Source organism: Larkinella sp. C7 (assembly GCF_006149005.1).
Taxonomy (GTDB): Bacteria; Bacteroidota; Bacteroidia; order Cytophagales; family Spirosomataceae; genus Larkinella.
On record NZ_VBSL01000013.1, the window covers coordinates 1 to 23,487 of the forward strand.

Genomic DNA, 23,487 nt, shown 5'->3' on the forward strand with positions numbered 1-23,487 from the left:
AACCTAAAAAAATGCAACGCACTCCACAACTTTTGTACTTGATCCCGTCTTTCGTTTTTGGCGCGACTGCTGTGGTAAATTCCCTGGTTAACCGCAGCCCTGCCGCGAATTTTCCACAAAAAAATAACCCCGACAAAATTTGTCGGGGTTATCGGAGTGACCAATACGGGAATCGAACCCGTGTTTCAGCCGTGAAAGGGCCGCGTCCTAACCGCTAGACGAATCGGCCATATCCAGTTTTCAACTGGTCGGCGACTCATTTGCCAACCCTGATTCTGAAATTGTGGTGCAAAGATACGGCTAAAATTGATAGCTGCAAATCTCTGACTAAAAAAAAATGATTTTTCTGCGATTTGACGGGGTTTTGTGGTTTCGACTTATTTTTGGGGATTGCCCGATAAATTCATTATTTGCACTTCATGAAAAGACTCTCCTTATTCGGTCTGTGCCTGTTAATGGCTTTGACTACGCTCGCTCAGAACACGTTACAACATCCCGATCAGTTTTTAGGCTATACCGTCGGCAAGCGGTTTTCGCCCCACCACCGGGTGCTAGCCTACGCCGAACAGGTCGCCCGGCAAGCGCCCTCCCAGGTAAAAATAATTCCGTACGGAACCACTTTTGAAGGTCGCCAACTGCTGGCGGTGGTGGTGGCCTCCGAAAAAAACATGGCGCGGCTGGAAGAAATCCGCACCACGCACCTCAAACAGATCGGTCTGAGAAATACCCCCGCTGCAACCCCTCAGGCCGCAAATTCGACGCAACCGCCCATTGCCTGGCTGAGCTACAACGTCCATGGCAATGAAGCCATCAGCTCCGAAGCCTTCATGCTGGTGCTCCACGATTTGCTCAATCCTTCGAATGCGGTTTCCCGGAAAATCCTGGACAATACCGTCGTCATCCTGGACCCCGGCCTGAACCCCGACGGCCACGACCGGTATGTCAACTGGTATAACCAGATGAGTGGCGTACACCCCGACCCGACGCCCCTGGCGCGCGAACACAGCGAACCCTGGCCCGGCGGCCGCTACACCCACTACCTGTTCGATCCGAACCGCGACTGGGCCTGGCAAACCCAGGAAATCACGCAGCAGCGAATGGCACTTTACCAACAATGGATGCCGCATCTGCACGGCGACTTTCACGAGATGGGTCCGGAAAGTCCGTATTATTTTGCCCCCTCCGCCAAGCCCTACCACGAAGACATTACGCCCTGGCAACGGGAATTCCAGCAGATTATCGGACAGTACAATACCCGGTATTTTGACAAAAACGGCTGGCTGTATTACACGCGGGAGAATTTTGACTTGTTCTATCCGAGCTATGGCGACACCTGGCCAACCTACAACGGTGCCATCGGCATGACCTTTGAACAGGGCGGTGGTGGCCGGGCCGGACTGGCCTATCGCAAGAACGACGGCGACACACTCACCCTGCGCGAACGCATCGACCACCATTATACCGCCAGCTTTGCCACCCTCGAATCCGTGGCCGACCGCCCCGATGACATCGTCAAAAACTTCAACCGCTTTTTCGAAAAATCGCTGACCAACCCGGTGGGCGAATTCAAAAGTTACGTCATCAAAACCGCCAACGATGAAGGCCGGATTACGGCGCTCCGGAAACTGCTCGACAACAACCAGATCCGCTACGGTCTGGCCGGAAAATCCCAGAAACTGGTGGGTTTCAACTACCAGAACCAGAAGAACGAAGCGGTTACGACGGAAACCAACGACCTGGTGATCAGCGCATACCAACCCAAATCAACGCTCCTGAAAATCCTCTTCGAACCCAAATCGACGCTGGAAGATTCGGTAACCTACGACATCACCTCCTGGTGTATTCCGTACGCCTACGGTTTAAAAGCCTACGGGTTGAAGGAGAAACTAACGCCGGTGGCCTATGTCAGCCCGGCGACTGCGACGGGGCAGGGAGCCACTGGTTCCGGGCCAAAACCATATGCCTACCTGGTGCGCTGGCAGTCGGCGCAGGAGGTGCAGTTCCTGGCCGGTTTGCTGAAAAACAAAGTGCGGGTGCGGGTGGCGGAACGGACCTTTAAGCAGGGCGAACAGCGGTTTGAAGCTGGCACGCTCATCATCACCCGTGCCGGAAACGAACGCCTGGGCGACCGTTTTTACCAGATCATCCAGCAGGAAGCCAGCAAACGAAACATCCCGCTCATTCCCGCATCCACCGGTTTTGTAGCCGAAGGGGCCGACTTTGGTTCCGGCAGTGTTTTCTCCCTCAAAAACCCCCGGGTTGCGGTCATTTCCGGCGACGTCACCTCACCGACGTCCATGGGTGAAGTCTGGCATTATTTTGATCAGGACCTCGATTATCCACTGACGTTGATCGAAGCCAATTCCTTTTCGAATGCCTCACTCGCCGAGATCGATGTGTTGATTATGCCGCAGGGATATGGCTACGGAAAAATCCTGAACGACCGGACCTTGACCAAACTGAAAGAATGGGTTCAGGCGGGCGGCAAACTCATTGTGATGGAGCGCGTCACCTCGTTTTTTGCCGAAAAACCGGATTTCGGCCTAAAGAAAAAGGTGGATAAACCGGAAGCCAAAAAAGAAAAAACCGATAAAAAGCCAAATTCTGATACCGACGAGTCGTTGCGGGAATACGGCGAACGCGAACGCGAAGCCATTTCCGAAGAAACGCCGGGCAGTGTCTACCGCGTCGATCTGGACCGGACCCATCCGCTGGCCTTTGGCTATCCCAACGGCTATCACGCACTGGTTCAGAACGTTTACGACTACGATTTCCTGAAAGATGGCTGGAATGTCGGGTATTTGAAGAAAGACAACTATGTGGCCGGTTTTGTGGGAAAAAATGCCCGGTCGAAGCTCAACAATACCTTGCTGTATGGCGTGCAGGACCTGGGCAAGGGCAGCATCGTCTACATGATGGACAACCCGCTGTTCCGCGGTTTCTGGTACAACGGAAAGCTGTTGTTCGGCAATGCGGTGTTCATGGTGGGGAATTGAGTTTCTAGAGGAAAGAGAAAAGACAAGAGAGTAAAGAAAAACCGGTTTTTTGAAAACACGGCTAATCTTTACTCTCTTGTCTTTTCTCTCTATTCTGATCTACCTTTTAAGCAGCTTCAGCGTCTGGCTCTGGCCGCTGGTGCTCACGTTCAGAAACAGCAGACCTGCCGGAACACCGGAAATACCGAAGCTCTGTCTATCATTGAGAGCCGCTTTTTGAATCTGGCGCTCACCAATTACCCGGCCCTGAACGTCCGTCAGCGAAAACCGCAGCGGCTGGCCTTCGGCTCCGCGAACTTCCACCTCTACCCGATCGTTCACTGGATTGCCCAGCACAGTCACCTGAAGACCGTTGGTCCGTTCAGCCGAAAGCCGACCCGAGGAAGGACAATCCAGGGTTTTGCCGGAATCCTTCAGAACGTAGGTACTGCCCTGAACCCGGGCGTGAATCACGGTTGGCCCGATGCCTTTCAGGGTTTCAGGCACCACAAAACTGTAGGCATGAACCCCGTTGCCTTTCCCGGCATTCTTCAGATCGACCCGGTAGATGTTGGCCACCGTGCTGCCCCATACTGTACCACTGCTAAGGGTATAGAATTCGACCGTCACCGGCGTGTTGGGCTTCTTGCGATCCCAGACCCAACCGCGAATCGTGCCGCATTCCACTTTGTCCAGATAGCCTTCAAAATCGCCGGTAACACCACCGGAAGAAGCCGGGCTAACCGTCAGCGGAAAGCTCACACTGTTGCTGGCTCCGCCCGCATCCGTAGCCTGATACGTCAGCACGAACGTTCCATCCACCGTTGGAATCCCGGTGATGATGCGGGTGGTCATATCCAGGGTTAAACCGTCGGGCAGTCCCGTCAACCCGTACGAAAGCGTCGTTCCTTCCGGATCGGTAAAGGCGACCAGCGTGGCCGAAAACGGTACACCCACCTGAGCAGCCAGGGGTGCGATCATAACCGTCGGGGTCGGCGGTTTGGGAAGTTCATTACCCGGATTAGCCCCGCTTCCCTGGCAAATCAGGGCTTTCGGCGAATCTTTGAGAATAAAGCTGCTGTTGGTCACCCGGGCCGACAACAGGTGCGACTGGTTGTCTTTAATCGATTCGGGGATGGCAAAAAGAAAGGCATGTTTCCCGTTTCCTTTGCCCGCGTTCAGCAAATCCTGCCGGAAAACATCCGCCTGAATGGTAGCAATAACGTTTGGCCCATCCAGAATTTCTACTGAAACGGCGGTATTGACCTTGTTACGATCCCAGGCCCAGCCCCGGAACGTGCTGCAATCGGCACCGTAGATAAAGCCGTCGAAACTACCAACTGCGGTACCTGGCGCTACGACAACCGTGGCGCTTCCTGGCAAGCTTGTGCAACTGCCAATGGTGCAGGTTGCCGAATAAACCAGGGTTGCCGTTGCGGAGGTCGGTACTGAAATACTGGTGCCGGAACCGCTGCTGCCACCCGGCCCTGTCCACGATACCGACCCGGCATCACAACCGGTGATACTAAGCTTCATAAAAGGGGTATTCTGAAAAACCGTCACATTGCTCTGGCCCGAGAAAGCCACGGTGGGCGTTGGAGGCAGCGAAAGAACCGTCAGGGCGAAAGCATCCGACCAGGCCACCCCACCATCGCCACTGACCCGGCAATAGTAGGAATCCGAATCGGTGGTCTGAACGTTCGTCAACGTTAAGGTAGCCGAGGTTTGATCCGTCACGACGGCGGCCGAGGTGCTGGCCGATCCTTTGTACCATTGATACGTCAGGTTGTCGCCCAGTGCCGTAATGGTTGTGGTGACGGTGCTGCCCTGACAAACCGTAGACGAACCGGGAGTCGGCTGCTGATCAACGGCTGTTGCCGTGTAAATGTCGACCAGAACCGTTGATCCCCCGTCTAAAACGCCAACAAAGCCTCCGGCAAAAAGCGCTTTATTTCCGACACTGGCTGATGCCAGATCTTTCCGCTTCTTGGTAAGATTGTCCGTTGTCCAGGTGTCTAAAGTCAGATCGTAAACATCGACGACGGTCGAGCTCCCCGAAAGATTTTCACCGCCGGCAAAAAACACCTTATCACCCACGGTAGTTGCGGTCAGATTGGTTCGTTTACTGGATAAGGTAGCCTGCGACCAGTTATTGGTAGTGAGGTCATAGATATCTACCCGGTCGGAATAATCTAATAAACCTTTAACACCGCCCGCAAAAAAAATCTTACCCCCGGCCACCACGGCCGCTAAACCACCTCGGGCTTCCGATAAGTCACTCGCTGTCGACCAGGTGCTGGTGGCAACATCATAAATATCCACCTTTTTTGAAAATCCACCCAATAGACTTTTATACCCTCCGGCAAAATAGATCTTGCCATTGGCCGCAACCCCAGCCAGGCTGGAGCGGGCTTCCGACAATTCGCCAGTCGTCCAGTTTTTATCAATTAAATCGTAAATATCGACGGTTTTAACAGTTGTCAGGAGTTTAATAAAACTACCTTCCAGGTGAATACCGCCGGCAAAAAGGACTTTTCGTCCTGCCTGGGCCGATGCCAGTAAGGAACGACTCACCGAGAGATCGGTCTGGGACCACGAATCATTGGCAACGCTGTAGATGTCTACACGTTTGGAAAAACCCTTCTGGTCTAAACTACCTCCACCCGCAAAAAATACGGAATCCGGTGAAGCGGTTGCAGTCAGGTCACCCCGGCTTTCACTCAAACTGGCTTGTGACCACGAATCCGTCGAACGCGTATAAATATCAACCCGGTTGGAAGCCGTCACGCCTTCAAAACCGCCACCAAAAAAGGCTTTGCCACCGGCACTCGTACCGGCCAGCTTGTTGCGACTCTGGCTTAAACTGGCGGTGGTCCACTGCGCCAGAGCGCCGGGTATGTGCAACCCCCAGGCAAGCAACAGACATAAGGTTAGGGAAAACTGGAAATTTTTTTTCATAAAAAAGGGATTAGAGTGTTTGGAATTGGTAAATAAAAAGCTGCCCCGGACGTCAAACGCCCGGATCAGTTACTGAACGAAAAGAAGAAAATCAGGCGGTACTGGCCGATGTAAAAACCGGGAAAATGTACTTAAAACCAGAAAAAGAAGTTCGGGGAATCTGTAGCGTAAATTTCATTCGATCAAGCGATAAGAGGACAGGATTTATAAGACATTGCAAAATATGAATAAATAATAAAATAATACTAACAACGAATCCAAACATATGAAAAAAAAGGCAAGTTGCCACTTTACCAGACAAAAAATCCCGCCAAATACTCAATTTGGCGGGATCAAAAAAAACAGCAATGAGCCTGAAAGTTGCGTCTGCCTTTCCGGGCAGGCTTGTCAGAACTCTATATAACTAATTGACTTTCAAAACTTTCAAAACCTGTGTGTGCCCCGTTGTGCTGACCCGGAGAAGCATCAAACCCGGCAATTGACGGCTGAGATCAAAATGATACCGCTCCCGGCCTTTCGCTATCGCGATCGAAAGTTCCATCCGTATTTCCCCCTGAGTATCGATCAACTGCAGTTGCAGCGGTTGACCTGCCACTCCGGAGATTTCAACTTCCACCCGATCGGTGACCGGGTGGCCCAGAACCACTACCTCCAGTCGGCCACCTGATTCGGCCGACATGCGGGCCGGTGACGAACACGTCAGCGGTTTTCCCGAATCCTTCAGGACGTAATTGCTGCCCTGCACCCGACCATAGAGTACATGCGTCCCCGTGCCAATCAGACTCGCCGGCACCTCGAAACTGTAGGCATGAACCCCGTTGCCTTTCCCGGCATTCTTCAGATCGACCCGGTAGATATTGGCCACCGTGCTGCCCCAGACTCTATCGCCGGAGTAAAACTCCACAGTTACCGGGGCGTTGGGTTTGTTACGGTCCCACACCCAGCCCCGGATCGTGCCGCATTCTACTTTGTCTAAATAGCCCTCAAAATTCCCGCTGACGGTCGTCGTCGAAGCCGGATTAACCGTCAGCGGGAAGCTTACGGAGTTGGTCAATCCACCCCCATCGGTCGCCGAATACGCCAGCACAAAGTTGCCCGACTGGGTCGGTGTACCACTGATGATTCGGGTGCTGGCGTTGATTGACAAACCGTCGGGCAAACCGCTCAGGGCGTAGGTCAATGCAGTACCCTCAGGATCGGTGAAGGCCACTAATGTTCCGGAGAATGGTACGTCGACCTGAGCCATCAGGGGAGCAACCAAAATAGAAGGCGTAGGTGGCACCGGTGCTTTGTTGGCGGGTGAGCTGCTGCCCTGACATACGAGGTTTTTGGGCGAATCTTTCAACATAAAACTACTGCCGGCGACGCGGGCCGAGAGCTGGTGAGGCAAACCGTCTTTCAACGATTCGGGAATGGGGAAACTGAAGGCGTGTTTGCCGTTGCCCTTTCCAGCGTTTTGCAGATCCTGCCGAAACACATCGGCCATTAGCATGGTGACGACCACCGGGCCGTCCAGAATATCGATCGAAATGGGCGTATTGACTTTATTCCGATCCCAGGCCCAGCCCCGGAAGGTGGAACAATCGGCCCCGTAGACAAAGCCGTCGAAGCTGCCGCTGATCAAACCCGGCACAATCGAAACGGTAGTTGAACCGGGGTCGGAAACGCAACTGCCAATGCTGCAGGTGGCTGAGTAAACCAGTGTCGCCGTTGCTGAAGTGGGAATCGTAATACGGGTTCCGGTACCGCTGGCGTTGTTAGGCCCTTTCCAGCTCAGGTTCCCGGTTTCACACCCCGTGATCGTCAACGAGACAGAGGGGGTATTTTGAATAATCGGTAAGGTAATCGACGGAGGCAGACTCAGCACCGGTACGGGTAAGGGACTTCCCTGAAATTCCAGGGCACCGATGTCGATGCGGCCGTTGTTGTAGAACCGGGGATTTCCCACCAGATCGGTGGCACCGCTGGTTGCTGTCGTACTCGTCGGATCGCCCGCGTTAATCGCCGGAGAACAGGTTCGGAGTTGCTGGTCAGTATCACTGACAAAGGGCGAGGTAGTGGTCGTCAGGTTGGTATTCCCTTCGAGTCCCGTTACCGTATCATCGAACAAATTATACTGGGCCGTGACGGTTGGGGCATTATCATTAAAAATGGAATTCGCCCCACCGTTGTTCCAGAACAGGCTGTTAACGACCGTCAGGTTTAATGTCCCAAAGGCTTTGAAATTATAAATGGCTTCCCCGCGTATATCTCCTGAATTGTTGACAAACGTGCAATTGATCAGCTGGAGGTGCAGTATCCCGTCGTTATTTCCGCTAATGTTCATCATTCCTCCTCCCATGCCATCCGTTACACTATTTCCTATAAATTCACAGTTAATGAATCGAGGGCTGCCGCTTGAATTATCTTCACTCAGGTTATATACCCCTCCACCAGATCCACTATAACCCGCCAGTTCGGCCCGATTGGCAATAAAACTACAATTGATAAAATCCGGATCAGAATCCTTTTCCTTGCTTATATTTAAAAGACCACCCCCATTACGAGCCTTGTTGTTCAGAAAACAACAATTCCGGATGATTGGACTGCTATCCGAGTTGTAGATACCTCCGCCACCACCCCCATCCGAATTACCCCCGGTAATCAAAAAGCCATCCAGTACCGCAGTGGAAGTCAACGAGGCATTAAAAAGCACATGATAGGAATTGTCCTCACCCCCAGGCTCACCAATTTCTCCACTCAGGGTCGTGCTCGAAGGCGCACTGAGCGTAATCGGCGGACGCGAACTCAGGGCGCTTTCATTGCCCACAAAGCCTCCGTAAATCGCCACATGATCCTTCATGGCAAAGGAGGTGAATCGGTCTGTTCCCGTAGTTGGTTTATAAATCCCCTGGGCTACCCAGACCTCCACCACCTTATCCTGATTGGCTTGCCAATACGTACTGGCAGCATTGATGGCGGTTTGCAAATTCGTGCCTGGGTAGGCATTCAGCCAGTCGGAGCCGTTCTGGGAACCCGCTCCGTTTTGGGTAACGTAAAAAACAATGGGTTGGCTAAAGGCGCCCTGCGTCCCAAAAAACAGCACCAGCAGCCAAAGGTGAATCCATACAATTGGTTTCATAAAATACAGGAAATGGATATGGTAAAACATGCCCCAAAGGTCCGATACCATCTCCAAACGGATTGTTAATCCTGTGCCAAACTCCTGTTAATCCTGTGCCAAGTAGCGTTTCGAGGGGTTTCTATGATAAAAAAGGGGTTGTTTCACTGAGTTGAGCGGAGTAAAATAGAGTTAACGAAGAAAACCTCTGCGTAACTCTTTAAACTCCGCTCAGCGAAACAACCTTTCACACTCATTCAAATCAGGATTCAGCAAATTCGGTGGGCGTCATGCGGTAGAGTTCACGGAAGCAGCGGGTAAAGTAGGAATGACTTTCAAAGCCCACCATCGTTGCAGTTTCCGAAGGCGAATACCCCTGACGAAGCAGCTGGGATCCGCGCTTCAGGCGATAATTGCGGATGAACTGATTGGCCGGTAATCCGGTCAGGGCTTTCACTTTCCGGTATAAATTGGTCCGGCTCAATCCGGAAACTTCCGCCAGTTCGTCCACCCCGAAGCCCGAATCATCGAGCCTGGTTTCAATCAACTGATATAGTTTATTCAAATAGGGATCGACGGTTTCGGCCACCGGAAGTGTCACCAGTGTCACCGGGCTGAGGAGCGATGCCCGCACCCACTCGCGCACCAGTCGGCGTTGTTCGAGCAGATTCCGCACCCGCAGCTGCAGTTCCGAAACCAGGAATGGTTTGGTGATGTAGTCGTCAGCGCCCAGCAAGAGCCCCTCCAGGCGGTTTTCCGTCGAGGATTTCGCCGTCAGCAGCATTACCGGAATATGGCTGGTCGCATCATTAGCCTTGATTTTTTGGCAAAATTCAAACCCATCCATGACGGGCATCAGGACGTCGGAAATGATCAGTTCAGGCATGCGCTCTATGGCTAGTCGCAACCCTTCGACCCCGTTGGCTGCTCGATGAATCTGGTACTGACCGGGCAAACTCCCGATGATAAAATCAGCCAGTTCGTCATTGTCTTCCACCAGCAACAGCTCCGTCTGCTCGGCATTCGGGTTGGCCGACTCTCGGCTGTCAATCTCCCGTTCCAATTCGCTGAAACCCGTATGATCCGGTTCCGTCAGAAACGAAACCGTTGAGGGCAACTCCGGAATTTCTGTTTTTTCATCGGCATTCACCCGGCGATACGGCAGGGAAACCGTCACGCTTGTTCCCAAACCGACTTCACTTTCCATCGTGATCCGCCCCTGCTGCAGTTGAACCAGTTCGTTAACCAGTGCCAACCCAATTCCCGTCCCTTCATACCCCCGCGTCGAAGAAGGATCAACCTGGTAAAACCGTTCAAAAATGGCCGATAGCTGTTCTTTCGGAATGCCGATTCCGGTATCCGAAACCCGGATGACAAATTCCGGTTGTTCCGGCCTTGGCGAGTTGTATTCCAGGTGAATACCAATCTGCCCGCCTTCTGGTGTAAATTTCAACGCATTGGCGACCAGATTGTAAACAATGCGTTCCAATAACGAGGGGTCAAACACAAACATACCGGTTTTCTGATCGTGGCACGTCAACCGGATGGTTTTCCGACCGGCAGCTTCCTGAAACGTCCTGACCACTTGCTCAACCACTTCGCCCGGACTCCCAACCCATTCTTCGACTTTCATGGCCTGAGCGTCCAGTTTCGACAAGTCCATCAACTGGTTAATTAGCTGCAGGAGTTGCCGGGCATTCTGATGAACAGAAGTCAACCGGCGAACATAGTTGGTACCTTCTAATTCGTTGATCAACCCTTCCAGGGGCGAAAGAATCAGGGTCAGGGGCGTCCGAAATTCGTGGGTAATGTTGGTAAAAAACCGGGTTTTCATCTCCACTTCCCGCTGCTTCAGTTCGACTGATTGCCGGAGTTGCAGCCGGTTGCGGTAGATTCGCAGAAAAATATAGAACAGGCTGATCAGCAGCAAGCTATACAGGACATAAGCCCACCAGGTAGCCCACCAGGGCGGCCGAATCGTAATGTCGAGTCGGCGAACCTCCCGGCTCCAGATTCCGGATGTGTTGGAGGCATTCACCAAAAACCGGTATTTTCCGGGTTGCAAGTCCGTGTATACCGCAACGGGTCGTTCCGATGAAATCCAATCCTTATCCAAATCTTCTAACTGGTACCGGTACCGGTTTTTGCCGGCTTTGTTGAATTGCAAAGCCGCAAATTCCAGATTCAGGAAGTTCTGGTTGTAAGGCAGGTTCAGCGATTGCAGGATCTGTTCGGGCAAGTCGCCCACCGGGGAATCGGCACCGCGTTTGATTGCCCGGTTATTAATCTGAATGCCCGTCAACTCTACCGCAGGCTGATAGGGATCATTCGTAATCCGGTCGGGATAAAAAGCGGTAATTCCTTCCAATCCACCCATCAGTATCCGCCCGCCGGGAAGCTGCAAAAAATGAAACCGGTTGAATTCATCGGCCAGAATACCGTCCTGTGTTGTGTAATTCTGTACCTGAAACGTCCGACGATTCAGTCGGCCAATTCCTTTGTTGGTACCGATCCAGATGCTTCCACGCCGATCCGGAATGGCGGAATAGACGACATTGTTGGGCAAACCGTCCGCAATGGTAAACCGCCGACATTGCCCCGTCCGTTTGTCGAACCGGCCCAGTCCACTGCCGAATGTCCCCAACCAAAGTAGATTCGGATCGAGGGGATCGGCAAACAGACAGAACAGCGCATCGCTGTTCAACGAAGCCGGATTTCGGGCATCGAACCCAAAGCGCCGGGTCTGTCCCGTTGCCCGATCAACGCGGTAAAGACCATGGAACTCCGTAGCCAGCCACAATGCCCGGTCATCGACAACCGCCTGCTGAATGGCAGAGGCCACTGAAAACCGGAACGGAAAAACCTGCCAGTGTTGCTGGCTTTCATCAAACCAAACCGCCCGGTTTTTGTAAACAGCCCAGATTCGGCCACCCGGATCTGCTGCTAACGGCACATACATACGTTCATCGGATTCGCCGGGCAATACGGGCGGCTGGATGGTCTGGATTTGCTTCGTTTTCAGATCCAGGCGATAAAATGGCTGGCCCCGATTGAACCAGAGCAGTCCTTTCCCATCGACGGCATACCGAAAATGATACGAATCGGTGGAGGGCGAAAATCGGGGAACCTGCGACGCCGGTAAACCTAACTGACTCACCAGCAAATCCGTACAAAAATCGACCCGGTACAGCGATCCTTCAAAACCAGTAGTCGACAGATCGTATTTCCGGACGCCCGCGCCGTTGGTGCCGATCCACAACACATCCGAGCGATCGACAAACACACTCTTGGCCGTGATGTCTTTAGTCAACTCCGGCAGGGGTTGCAAACCTGACGGCTCGTTGATCCTGAAAATCTGATTGTGCCACAACAAGTAGTCATTGCCCCGGCTGTCGGACGTAAACCGGGCCTCCCACCAGACGTCGTTTCCCAGGGGCGGAAGCGGAAAAACCCGGATTTGACCCGTTTTCGTATGAAGGAGCGTGAGATGCTGCCGGGAATGAATCAGCAGATCGCCGTTTTTCCGGGCGTGCATCCGGCCCAGAATCGAGTCCGGCCACGTAACCGGCTTCCCGGATGCAAGCGGATAATGAATAAACTGGTACTGGCTTTCATCAAACCGGTCGAGTCCGCCATCCGATGTTACCCAGATGTTGCCCCGACGGTCTTCCCTAACATCCCGAACCACATTGTTACGGAGGGAATGGCGCTGGCCCGTGTGCCGGAACCGCCGGTAATGGTTGGTTCGCAAATCCCAGCAAACCAGCCCGTTGTTGCGAAAAATCAGCCAGACCCGGTTGCGGCTGTCTGGGCAAAGATCCCAGAGGGTGTCGCGCCCGAAATGACGGCGATAAAATGGTTCGCGGGTAATATTCCGGAACGTTTCCGTAGCCGGATCGAGCCGGTCCATTTTGTTCTGTTCGCTTTTAATCCAGATATGGCCGTCGCGGTCGGGGGTTAGATTGTATACATCCGGAAACGAAAGAGCGGTTTTCGCCGGCGAAGCCACTTGGAAAACCCGAAACCGCTGCCCGTCGTAGCGACACAGACCGTCTCGGGTGGCCATCCAGATAAATCCCTGCCGATCCTGCACAATGGATGACACAAACGCCTGGGGTAAGCCCTGCCGTTCAGTCAGGGATTCGGCGGGCGGCAATGCATTCGATTGGGCAACCAGAGTCTGTATGGGCAGCCCCCCACCTAAAAGCAACCCCATTAAGGGGATTAGCTTCCGCAAAAAAGATCCGAAGCGTAGAAATGGCATGAAATCAATCCACAAAAAATACAAATACGATTTTAATCATCCCGCCGGGACTTGCCGTATCTTTGTCTGTTTACTTTTGAAACCCACTAAAATAGCGAGCATTTGTGAGATTTTTCCGGTTGTTCCTTCCCTGCGTGATTTTTTGTACCTCCCTCTATGCCCAAAAGAAAAACGAAGCCTATCAATACCACATTCGTCAGACGACTTCGCCCGTCCGAATCGATGGGGTAATGGACGAGCCGGGCTGGCTCGAAGCCGATACGGCCACCAATTTTTACATGGTTTTGCCGATGGACACCAGTTTTGCCCGCCTTCGGACGGACGTCAAAATGACGTATGATCAGCAAAATCTGTACATCATTGCGGTTTGTTATTACGACCCTACGGCTTCGGTCCGGCAAAACCGGCCGTTTGTCCAGTCGCTCCGGCGCGACTGGGAGTTCGGCAAAAATGACAATTTCATTTTCTTCATGGACCCCTTCGACGACCAGACCAACGGTTTTACGTTCGGAGCCAATGCCGTTGGGGCGCAGTGGGACGGTTTGTTGTATGAAGGCGGAAAAGCCAACCTGAGCTGGGATAACAAGTGGTATTCAGAAGTGAAAAATTATGACGACCGCTACGTGTTCGAAGCCGCCATTCCGTTCAAAACGATCCGGTACAAAAAAGGCATCACGCGCTGGGGCATCAATTTCAGCCGCCAGGATTTACGAACCACCGAAAAGTCAAGCTGGGCGCCGGTTCCACGGCAATTTCCAACGGCATCGCTGGCCTACACCGGCACCATCGTCTGGGATCAGGCTCCTCCGCAGGTCGGCTCCAACATTTCGCTGATTCCCTACGCGCTTGGCGGGTTGACGCGCGACTACGCCAACCAAAAACCGACTTCCTACCGGGGCGATGTCGGGCTGGACGCCAAAGTGGCCGTTACCTCGTCGCTGAACCTGGATTTGACCGTCAACCCGGATTTTTCCCAGGTCGACGTCGACCGGCAGGTGACGAACCTCGACCGGTTTGAGTTGTTTTTTCCGGAACGAAGGCAGTTTTTTCTGGAAAACGGCGACCTGTTTACCAACTTCGGCTACGCCAACATCCGCCCGTTCTTTTCCCGCCGGATCGGTCTGGGCGTTCCCATCCGGTTCGGAGCGCGGCTGAGCGGAAAACTCAACAAGGACTGGCGCATTGGATTGATGGATATGCAGACCGGAAAAGTGAATGAAACCGGCTTGCCCGCCCAGAATTTTGCGGTCGTCGCATTGCAACGGCGGATTTTCTCGCGCTCCAACATCGGCGCCATTTTCATCAACAAGGAGTCGCTCAACTACGATCCGGGTGCAACCGAAGCCGGAAAACCGGTTTATTCCAGATACAACCGAAACATCGGATTGGAATACAACCTGGCCTCCTCCAACAATGCCTGGACGGGGAAAGTCCTGTTTATGAAGTCGTTCGACCCCCTAACGGGCGGAAAGCGTAACCACGTTCATGCCGCAAACCTGCTGTATAGCACCCGCAAATGGATTGTTGGCTGGCAGCACGAATACGTGGGTAGTGACTATACAGCCGAAGTCGGGTACGTTCCGCGACGGGGTTACATCAAAGCCAACCCAACGGTCAGTTATTTGTTTTTTCCCAAAGGGGGTAAGGTGTTGAGCCACGGGCCACAGCTTACTTCATTTGTCATCTACAACGAGTCGTTCAGGCAAACCGACAATCAATCCGTTTTTACGTATCTGACCACCTTCCGAAGCAAAAGCGTGCTTTCGCTTTGGGCTGCGCACGATTATGTCCGGCTCCTGCAGCCCTTCGACCCCACCAATACCGGTCGTGACACGCTGGCGCGCGGAACCGAACACCGCTGGAATGCCGTTGGTGCCGACTACATTTCCAAACCGCAAAGTTTGTTCACCTACCTTTTCTCAGGCCGTTACGGCGGGTATTTTGCCAACGGCACCCGCTTGTTTCTGTCCACCGAACTGGGCTATCGTTTTCAGCCCTACGTCAGTCTGGCGTTGAGTGCCACCTACAACGACATCCAGTTGCCCGAAACAAAATCCACAACCAAATTCTGGCTTGTGGGTCCGCGCGTCGATCTGACCATGACGAACCGGGTATTTTTCACCACGTTCGTGCAGTATAACGAGCAGGCCCGCAATGTGAATTTGAACGCCCGGTTCCAATGGCGCTACCAACCCGCTTCCGACCTTTTTCTGGTGTATACCGACAATTATTTGCCGGGCTCGCTAACGGTGAAAAGCCGGGCGCTGGTGCTGAAATTCACGTACTGGTGGAACGTGTAGCGTGGTTTCTGTAAACAAATAAATAAAGTTGGGAGTTGAATACCTGAACATCAACCCCCACAAACCATGCGTAATTTCACTCATTTTCTATACACCCTGTCAATTTCCCTCTTCCTGCTGGTCGGCATGACCAGTTGCGAACTGGTTGGCGATATCTTCAAAGCGGGTCTTTGGGTTTATGGCATCGGCATCGTTCTCGTCTTGTTCGTGGCGATCTGGCTATTCAGAAAGGTATTCGGCGGTGGCCGAAGCGATTAGACCCAACACCCTTCTAAAACACAAAAAAACGCCCTTGTTGTGCAAGGGCGTTTTTTTGTGTTTAGTCAATCCAGACGGTTTCAGGCCACCAGTTCGACCAGTTTATCGCGTTGCAGAACCTCCCGCATTCGCTCGCCCAGATCGTCCGAAGCCGTGTAGAGCGGCAGACGAACCGTGGAAGAAATCAGGCCCAGGATTTCCAGAATCTTTTTGATTCCCACCGGGTTGCCTTCTTCATACAAGAGCGGATCGATGCGCAGGAAATGGCCGAGTTCGGTACGGGCAAACGCAAAGTCACCTTGCAGGGCGGCATGAATCATGTTCGTAAATTTAGCCGGTAACGCATTGGCAACCACCGACATCACGCCAACGCCCCCGATGCTGATGATGGGGACGCCCTGCACGTCATCGCCCGAAATCAACAGGAAGTCATCCGGTTTGTCGCGGACAATTTCCATGCACTGCTCGATGATGCACGAGGCCTCTTTGACGCCGATGATGTTCGGGTGTTCGGCCAGGGTGCAGACGGTTTCGGCGGTCATGTTGATGCCGGTCCGGGGCGGAATGTTGTAGAGAATAACCGGCACCGGGCTGGCGTCGGCGATGCGCGTAAAGTGTTCGATCACCCCGCGTCGGCCCGGTTTGTTGTAATACGGACATACCGACAGAATGGCGTCAATGCCTTCGAAATCGGTATCTTTAATCGTTTCGACGACTTCCGGCGTGGCATTGCCGCCGATGCCGTAGACGATCGGTAATTTTTTCGGGTTATTTTCCTTGAGATACTGAAGTAGCTGTTTCTTTTCCGATTTGGTCACCGTCGGCGATTCACCCGTGGTACCTTGCAGCACAATGTAATCGACACCTCCGTCGGTAATGTGCTGAACGACTCTACCAAAGCCATCGAAATCGATGGTCAGGTCGTCGTTGAACGGGGTAACAATGGCGACCCCAACGCCGTGGAAACGAGCATTCATGTATTTCGTACTGGATTAGAAGGAATATGCAAATCGGAAATTGGGACAAAGGTACGGTTTTTCGGTATGAAACCGTATTTCTGTTGACCTAACTGCTCAACATCGCCATAAACTCATCTTCCCCAATCATCGGAACCGCCATTTTGGTGGCTTTTTCTACTTTCGATGGCCCCGGATTTTCGCCGACAATCAGGTAATTCAATTTCTTGGAAACCCCGCTCAACAGCTTTCCGCCGTGGGCTTCAATTTCGTTTTCGAGTTCTTCGCGGCTGAAGTTGGCGAACGTGCCGGTATACAAAAAGGTTTTGCCGACCAGCGTCTCCCCTTTTTTCTCCACTGCCACGCGGTCCGTTTCCATTTGCAAACCCGCCAGCCGCAACCGTTCGATGAATACCTGGTTTTCGGAATCGTCAAACCAGGCGACTACACTCTGGGCAATCCGGTCGCCCACTTCCGGAACGCCGAGCAGTGCCTCGTGGGAAGCCCCCCGGAGCGCGTCGATGTTGCCGAAATAATCCGCAAGTTTTTCGGCCGTCGTGTTGCCGACATACCGGATGCCGATGGCAAACAGCACATTCGAGAAAGGCTGGGCTTTCGAGCGTTCGATGGCCGTCAGGATGTTTTCGACGGATTTTTCCCGCAAACTAACCACCCGCTTTTTACCGGTTTCCGGGTCGGCAAATACTTTCTCCAAGCCCAGCAGTTTCTCCACGGTCAGTTCGTACAAATCAGCCGGGCTGCGCACCAGTCCCCGGTCAATGAGCATTTCGATCTTGCCTTCGCCCAGACTTTCAATGTTCATGGCGCGCCGTTGAATAAAATGTTCGAAACGGGCTTGCAACTGCGGAGGGCACGCTTTTTCGTTCGGGCAGTAAAAATGCGCTTCGCCTTCTTTCCGCACCAAAGGCGTTTCGCAGGCCGGGCAAAGCGTCGGATAAACGATGGGCAAACTGGCGTCGGTTCGCTGACTGAGGTCGACACCGGTTATTTTGGGAATAATTTCGCCCCCTTTTTCGATAAAAACCGTATCGTTCAGCATCACGCCCAGCCGCTGAATTTCGTTGGAATTGTGCAGCGACGCGCGTTTGACAACCGTTCCGGCCAGCAAAACCGGTTTCAGATTGGCCACCGGCGTTACTGCACCCGTCCGCCCAACCTGGTACGAAACGCTGTTGAGCACCGTCGTGGCGGCCATCGCCTTGTATTTGAAGGCAATCGCCCAGCGCGGACTCTTGGCCGTGAAGCCGAGTTCGCGTTGCTGGTCGTAGCGATTGATTTTGATGACAATGCCATCCGTCGCCAGCGGCAGTTCGAACCGCCGGGTTTCCCATTCGTTGATGAACGCCATCACCTCCTGAATCGAACCGCATTTCCGCCAGGTTGGCGACACGTTGAAGCCCCATTGCTTCATGACCACCAGGCTTTCTTCGTGGGTTTCAAACGCTTCCGGGTCCGACAAAAACGAGTAGAGGTAACAATCCAGCCGCCGTTTGGCCACCGCCCCGGAGTCCTGCTGCTTGAAGGTCCCGGAAGCCGCGTTGCGCGGATTGGCCAGCAGCGGTTCGCCAATGTCTTCGCGTTCGCGGTTAATGCGTTCAAATTCAGCGAGCGGCAAAAAACCTTCGCCCCGGACTTCAAACAACGGCGGCACATTGGAACCATTTATTTTGAGCGGCAAGGTGCGAATGGTGCGGACGTTGGCGGTAATGTCATCACCCCGGACGCCATCGCCCCGGGTAACGCCCCGTACCAGAATTCCGTTTTCGTAGGCCAGGCTCAGGGCAACGCCGTCGAATTTTAATTCGCAGATGTAGTCGTAAGCCGCCCCGTTGAGCCCTTTCTGCACCCGGACATCGAACTCCGTCAACTCCGCTTCCGAGTAAGTATTGCCCAGCGACAGCATCGGAAACCGGTGAAAAACCGTAGCAAATTCCTTGCTGATGGTGCCGCCCACGCGGTGCGTCGGGGAGTCGGGCCGACCGAATTCGGGGTGTTGCCGTTCCAGGGCCGTGAGTTCCTCCAGCAGTTGGTCAAAGGTAAAATCATCGACCTCTGAAATACTGTTTTGGTAGTACTGGAAGTTATAATGATTAAGCCGATCAGTAAGTTCAGCGATTCGTTCCTGAGGATTCATTCTATTTTTAAACTAAAATTGCACCGGGTTTTCACAGCGTCAGTATAATCGAATTAGACTGCAATCTTACTAAATCCTGTACGGACTCGGGCATCCGGTTCGAATTGTTCAAACAAAAGAATTAATTTTGGAGTCAACTTTTGCAATTCGGAAACATTATTTCACTAAAAACGCCTTCATGATTCCACCTTTGATTGCCCCTTCAATCCTGGCTGCCGATTTTGCAAACCTGCAACGCGACGTTGAATTACTCAACCGCAGTGAGGCCGATTGGATTCACGTGGACGTGATGGATGGCGTTTTTGTACCGAATATTTCGTTTGGCATTCCCGTCTGCGAAGCCGTTAACCGCCACGCTACCAAACCGTTAGACGTTCACCTGATGATTGTGCAGCCGGAGCGCTACATCGATGCGTTTGCCAAAGCGGGTGCTGCCCATCCCGAACGGCCGGGCACGATTACCGTTCACCTCGAAGCCTGTACGCACCTGCACCGCACGCTGACCCAGATTCGGGAAACCGGTTGCCGGGCGGGCGTGGCGCTGAATCCGCACTCGCCGGTGGAGTTGCTGGCGGATGTGCTCGATGAAATTGACCTGATTCTGCTGATGTCCGTCAATCCGGGTTTTGGCGGACAATCGTTTATTCCCCATACCTTGCATAAAATCCGGAAAATGCGCAGGCTGCTGGCCGCTTCGGGTCAAACCGCTTTTATTGAGGTGGATGGTGGAGTAGGGAATGATAATGTAGCCGCTTTACTAGAGGCTGGTGCCGATGTGCTGGTAGCCGGTAGTTCCGTTTTTCGAGCCGCCGACCCTGCCCAAGCGATTCATACGCTGAAACAGTTTGGCCAGACCGCCCGGCCGGTATAAACGGAAGCTTAGTCAATTTACACGACCTTTTTAATCAGGCATGTATACGAAAATATTTTGTGGTTTACTGTTGGGAAGTTTGCTGTTTTTCTCGGTTCTGTCCTGCAAGCAAACGCCAACCACCGGGAACGATCCGACCAGTGTCAACGACTCCAGTGTAGTTCAAAGTCGCATTCCAACCGTAGATTGGGCCAAAAACGCGACCATTTATGAAATCAACATCCGGCAATTTTCACCGGAAGGCACGTTCAAAGCCGTTGAAAACCAGCTCACCCGTCTGAAGGAGCTGGGTGTCGATATTCTCTGGTTCATGCCGATCCATCCCATCAGCAAGGAAAACCAGCGCACCCTGCCCGGCAATCCGTATGCCGTGGAAGACTACAAGGCCGTCAATCCCGACTACGGCACGCTGGCCGATTTCAAGGCCCTCGTCAAACAGGCCCACGATCTGGGCATGCACGTGATCATCGACTGGGTGCCTAATCACACCGGCCGCGCCCACACCTGGGTGAAACAACACCCGGACTGGTATACCCAAATCAACGGCAGGATGAGCCCGCCGATTGACGAACAGGGCAAAGTGACCGATCGCCCGGACGTGTTCGACCTCAACTACAAGAACCCGGAACTCCGGAGCGCCATGATGGATGCCATGAAGTTTTGGGTGCGTGAATGTGATATCGACGGCTACCGTTGCGAAGTCGCCGGCTATGTTCCGGATGATTTCTGGAGCGAGGTCCGCCCCAAACTCGACAGCATCAAAACCGTCTTTATGCTGGCCGAGTGGGAAGACAAGCCCGAGCATTTCACACAATGTTTTAACATGAATTATAGCTGGAGTACCTACCAGCTTATGAAATTGATTGCCAAAGGCAAACGCCCGGCTTCTGCCCTCGATTCGCTGCTGGCCCACAACAAGGAACGGTTTCCGCGTGGTTACTACCAGATGCAGTTTACGCAGAATCACGACGAGAATGCGTGGGTCGGCACCCCAACCGAACTGTTTGGCAATGGTGTCGATGCCTTCACGGTGCTGGCTTTTACTTTCGATGGCATGCCGCTGGTCTATAATGGCATGGAATCCAACCTGAGTAAACGGCTGAAATTTTACGAAAAAGACCCGATTTACTGGGGCAATTACAGCAAAACGGATTTCTACAAAACCCTGCTGACCCTGAAACACCGCAACCAGGCGCTCTGGAACGGCCTGGCCGGTGGTCCGCTGATCAAGATTCCGACGGAGAAAGACGACAAAGTGTACGCTTTTTATCGCCAGCAGGAAAACGACCGGGTTATCGTCATCGTCAACCTCAGCCCAACCCCCCAAACCATTCGACTGAACGGCGACGGTTTTGAGGGCGTTTATACCGAGGTGTTCAGCCGCCAGCCCGCCGAACTGCGCAATTCCCTGACGTTTGCGCTCAAACCGTGGGAATATAAGGTGTATACCAATTAAGAGTTAAGAGTTATGAGTGAAGAGTTATGAATTATTAGTGCTATCTTGGTTTAAGGATGCGCATTCATCATTTTAACTCTTAATTCTTCACTCATAATTCTTAACTCTTCAATCCTAAATTAACTTGCATGATCCGGGGAGTCTTACTGGTGCTGGGATGTGTGGTGCTTCTTTTACCTGCGGTTTCGGGTCAAACCGTGCAGTGGGCCAGTTCCGTCGTCGGTTTTTCGTCGGAAGGCCGGGGGGAAGCCTACTCGCAGCAATACCGGGCGAATCAAATTTTGGGAAAACCGAACCGGCTTCCACAAGTTGGTGACAACGTCTGCGCCTGGTCACCGCTCTACCCCGACGGCCCGAACGAGGAATGGATTACGGTTCGGTTTGCCGCAGCCATTCCCATTCACCAGATCGCCATCTTCCAGAGCGGCAACCCCGGCGCCATTAGCCAGGTCCTGATCATCGACGGCTCGGGGCGGGAAATCCCGGTTTATCAGATGGGTCCTTCGGCTCAGATCGCCGAGAGTGGCCAAACGCCCATCCTCCGCATTGCGCCCACCGACCCGGTTATCACCGCCAACACCATCAAACTGGTCATTAGCCCCAACCGGATTAAAGGCCCCAATCAGATCGACGCCATCGGAATTTCGTCCGATCCGCAGCCCATCGACATTGCCATCAACGTGTCCAAAGATGCGCCCAAAGACCTGGTAAAGGAAAACATCGGTGCGCAGGTCAATTCGCGGGGGCAGGAAGTAGCGCCGGTAATTTCGCCGGACGGCAAAACGCTGTATTTCACCCGGGGGCAGCACGAACGCAATACCGGCGACCCCAAAAGCCAGGACGTCTGGTATTCGACGCTTCAACCCAATGGCGAATGGGGAAACGCAATCAACATTGGCCCACCGATCAATACGACCGCCGATAACGCCGTTAGTGGCATGTCACCGGATGGCCGGACCATTTACCTCATCAACGTCTACAAACCCGACGGTTCCGTTACCTACGGTTTATCCAAATCGACGCTGGGCAAGAATGGCTGGTCGTTTCCGGTCGAGTGTGTAATTGCCAACAACCACAACCTCCACAAAAATGCGTACACTGAATACGCGATTGTGCCGGATGGCAAAACGATGGTGTTGTCCGTTCAGCGACGGAATTCGCTGGGAAACAAGGATTTATACGTTTCGTTTTTACAACCGAACCAAACCTGGAGCGAACCCGTCAGCATGGGGCCGGTTCTGAATACCGCCGAATACGAAGGTGCACCCTTCGTGGCTTCCGACTCCCGAACGCTCTATTTTACGTCAGCCGGGCGGCCCGAATACGGCAACGGGGATATTTTCGTCAGCCGTCGGCTCGATGATTCCTGGACCAACTGGTCGGAGCCGGAAAACCTGGGGCCGGTTATCAACACCCCGGAATGGGATGGGTATTTCACCATTCCGGCCACCGGTGATTACGCCTACCTGAGTTCCATCCAGAATTCGATGGGTGGCGAAGATATTTTTCGGCTGAAACTGTACCCGGCCATCAAACCCGACCCCGTGGCCATCGTGTCGGGTCAGGTCATCGATGGCGTCACCAAAAAACCGGTCGCTGCGGAGGTTTTTTCGACAATTGCCCCCGAAAACAAAGAACACAGCCGGATTGCCTACGATCCCGAAACCGGCGATTTCAAGCTGTTGCTGGCGATGTCGAGCAGTTATAATCTGACGGCCAAACGCGAAGGTTACTTCCCGTCTACCGAACTGGTCGACCTCAGCAAAGACAAACGCTTCAAGGAAATCCGGAAAAATCTCATTTTAACGCCGATCAAAGCCGGGCAGCGGGTCGTCCTGCGCGACGTCCTGTTCGAACAAAGCAAAGCCATTCTTTTATCCGGCTCAACGGTCGAACTCGACCGCGTGGTGCAGATGCTGAAAGAGTACCCAACGATGGAAATTCAGGTCGATGGACACACTGATAACCAGGGCATTTGGGACCTCAACATGAAACTGTCGCAGGACCGGGTCCGGGTGGTCAAAGAGTATCTGCTGGCGCAGGGCATTCCCGACCTCCGCATCCAGACCAAAGCCTGGGGGCCGAGCAAACCGATCGCCAGTAACGAGACCGAGGAGAAGCGTCGATTGAACCGAAGAGTAGAATTTACGATCCTGAAAATGTAAAGTCCCACAAATCAGTTTAATTTTACCCG

Annotated in this window: 11 protein-coding genes and 1 tRNA gene; 6 read left to right on the plus strand and 6 right to left on the minus strand. The window is 53.1% G+C overall.

Annotated features, from left to right (window positions below):
* Positions 1 to 157: 157 nt before the first annotated feature.
* Positions 158 to 229, minus strand: a tRNA-Glu gene (locus FH871_RS24560).
* 190 nt (positions 230 to 419) lie between these two features.
* Between FH871_RS24560 and FH871_RS24565 the strand changes: the two genes are divergently transcribed.
* On the plus strand, positions 420 to 2,996 hold the full coding sequence (locus tag FH871_RS24565; protein WP_138994074.1) for a M14 family zinc carboxypeptidase: 2,577 nt from the start codon (positions 420 to 422) through the stop codon (positions 2,994 to 2,996).
* 99 nt (positions 2,997 to 3,095) lie between these two features.
* Here FH871_RS24565 and FH871_RS24570 read toward each other — a convergent pair whose 3' ends face one another.
* The 3 genes from FH871_RS24570 to FH871_RS24580 all read right to left on the minus strand — a co-directional run bounded on the left by FH871_RS24570 (position 3,096) and on the right by FH871_RS24580 (position 13,249).
* Positions 3,096 to 5,933, minus strand: a complete 2,838-nt coding sequence (locus FH871_RS24570; protein ID WP_138994075.1) for a putative Ig domain-containing protein — start codon at positions 5,931 to 5,933, stop codon at positions 3,096 to 3,098.
* Between the two features lie 403 nt (positions 5,934 to 6,336).
* Entirely contained in the window at positions 6,337 to 9,054 is a 2,718-nt protein-coding gene (locus tag FH871_RS24575) for a putative Ig domain-containing protein (protein WP_171062939.1), read from the minus strand.
* 241 nt (positions 9,055 to 9,295) lie between these two features.
* The gene (locus FH871_RS24580) at positions 9,296 to 13,249 is read right to left on the minus strand and encodes an ATP-binding protein (RefSeq protein WP_171062940.1); all 3,954 of its coding nucleotides are present in this window, start codon (positions 13,247 to 13,249) and stop codon (positions 9,296 to 9,298) included.
* A 182-nt stretch (positions 13,250 to 13,431) separates the two neighbouring features.
* Here FH871_RS24580 and FH871_RS24585 point away from each other — a divergent pair, with 182 nt between their 5' ends.
* Together FH871_RS24585 and FH871_RS24590 are read left to right on the plus strand one after the other, a co-directional pair.
* A complete protein-coding gene (locus FH871_RS24585; protein WP_229317547.1) occupies positions 13,432 to 15,597 on the plus strand; it encodes a carbohydrate binding family 9 domain-containing protein in 2,166 nt (721 codons plus the stop codon).
* A 66-nt stretch (positions 15,598 to 15,663) separates the two neighbouring features.
* The gene (locus FH871_RS24590) at positions 15,664 to 15,855 is read left to right on the plus strand and encodes a hypothetical protein (protein WP_138994079.1); all 192 of its coding nucleotides are present in this window, start codon (positions 15,664 to 15,666) and stop codon (positions 15,853 to 15,855) included.
* Positions 15,856 to 15,935: 80 nt separating this feature from the next.
* Here FH871_RS24590 and dapA read toward each other — a convergent pair whose 3' ends face one another.
* Together dapA and ligA are read right to left on the minus strand one after the other, a co-directional pair.
* On the minus strand, positions 15,936 to 16,832 hold the full coding sequence (gene dapA / locus FH871_RS24595) for a 4-hydroxy-tetrahydrodipicolinate synthase (RefSeq protein WP_138994080.1): 897 nt from the start codon (positions 16,830 to 16,832) through the stop codon (positions 15,936 to 15,938).
* Positions 16,833 to 16,920: 88 nt separating this feature from the next.
* Complete coding sequence (gene ligA / locus FH871_RS24600) at positions 16,921 to 18,966, minus strand: NAD-dependent DNA ligase LigA (RefSeq protein ID WP_138994081.1); 2,046 nt, start codon at positions 18,964 to 18,966, stop codon at positions 16,921 to 16,923.
* A gap of 178 nt (positions 18,967 to 19,144) precedes the next feature.
* Between ligA and rpe the strand changes: the two genes are divergently transcribed.
* From rpe to FH871_RS24615, 3 genes are all read left to right on the plus strand, one after another.
* A complete protein-coding gene (rpe, locus tag FH871_RS24605; protein ID WP_138994082.1) occupies positions 19,145 to 19,837 on the plus strand; it encodes a ribulose-phosphate 3-epimerase in 693 nt (230 codons plus the stop codon).
* Between the two features lie 40 nt (positions 19,838 to 19,877).
* Complete coding sequence (locus FH871_RS24610; RefSeq protein WP_138994083.1) at positions 19,878 to 21,293, plus strand: alpha-amylase family glycosyl hydrolase; 1,416 nt, start codon at positions 19,878 to 19,880, stop codon at positions 21,291 to 21,293.
* 128 nt (positions 21,294 to 21,421) lie between these two features.
* Positions 21,422 to 23,458: an OmpA family protein gene (locus FH871_RS24615; RefSeq protein WP_138994084.1), complete on the plus strand. Its 2,037-nt coding sequence runs from the start codon at positions 21,422 to 21,424 to the stop codon at positions 23,456 to 23,458.
* The last annotated feature ends 29 nt before the right edge of the window (positions 23,459 to 23,487 follow it).

Bases quoted from the DNA above. Each gene is read 5' to 3' on its own strand.
- FH871_RS24565 (WP_138994074.1), top strand. From the start codon at position 420: ATGAAAAGACTCTCCTTATTCGGTCTGTGCCTGTTAATGGCTTTGACT.
- FH871_RS24570 (WP_138994075.1), bottom strand. From the start codon at position 5,933: ATGAAAAAAAATTTCCAGTTTTCCCTAACCTTATGTCTGTTGCTTGCC.
- FH871_RS24575 (WP_171062939.1), bottom strand. From the start codon at position 9,054: ATGAAACCAATTGTATGGATTCACCTTTGGCTGCTGGTGCTGTTTTTT.
- FH871_RS24580 (WP_171062940.1), bottom strand. From the start codon at position 13,249: ATGGGGTTGCTTTTAGGTGGGGGGCTGCCCATACAGACTCTGGTTGCC.
- FH871_RS24590 (WP_138994079.1), top strand. From the start codon at position 15,664: ATGCGTAATTTCACTCATTTTCTATACACCCTGTCAATTTCCCTCTTC.
- dapA (WP_138994080.1), bottom strand. From the start codon at position 16,832: ATGAATGCTCGTTTCCACGGCGTTGGGGTCGCCATTGTTACCCCGTTC.
- ligA (WP_138994081.1), bottom strand. From the start codon at position 18,966: ATGAATCCTCAGGAACGAATCGCTGAACTTACTGATCGGCTTAATCAT.
- rpe (WP_138994082.1), top strand. From the start codon at position 19,145: ATGATTCCACCTTTGATTGCCCCTTCAATCCTGGCTGCCGATTTTGCA.
- FH871_RS24610 (WP_138994083.1), top strand. From the start codon at position 19,878: ATGTATACGAAAATATTTTGTGGTTTACTGTTGGGAAGTTTGCTGTTT.
- FH871_RS24615 (WP_138994084.1), top strand. From the start codon at position 21,422: ATGATCCGGGGAGTCTTACTGGTGCTGGGATGTGTGGTGCTTCTTTTA.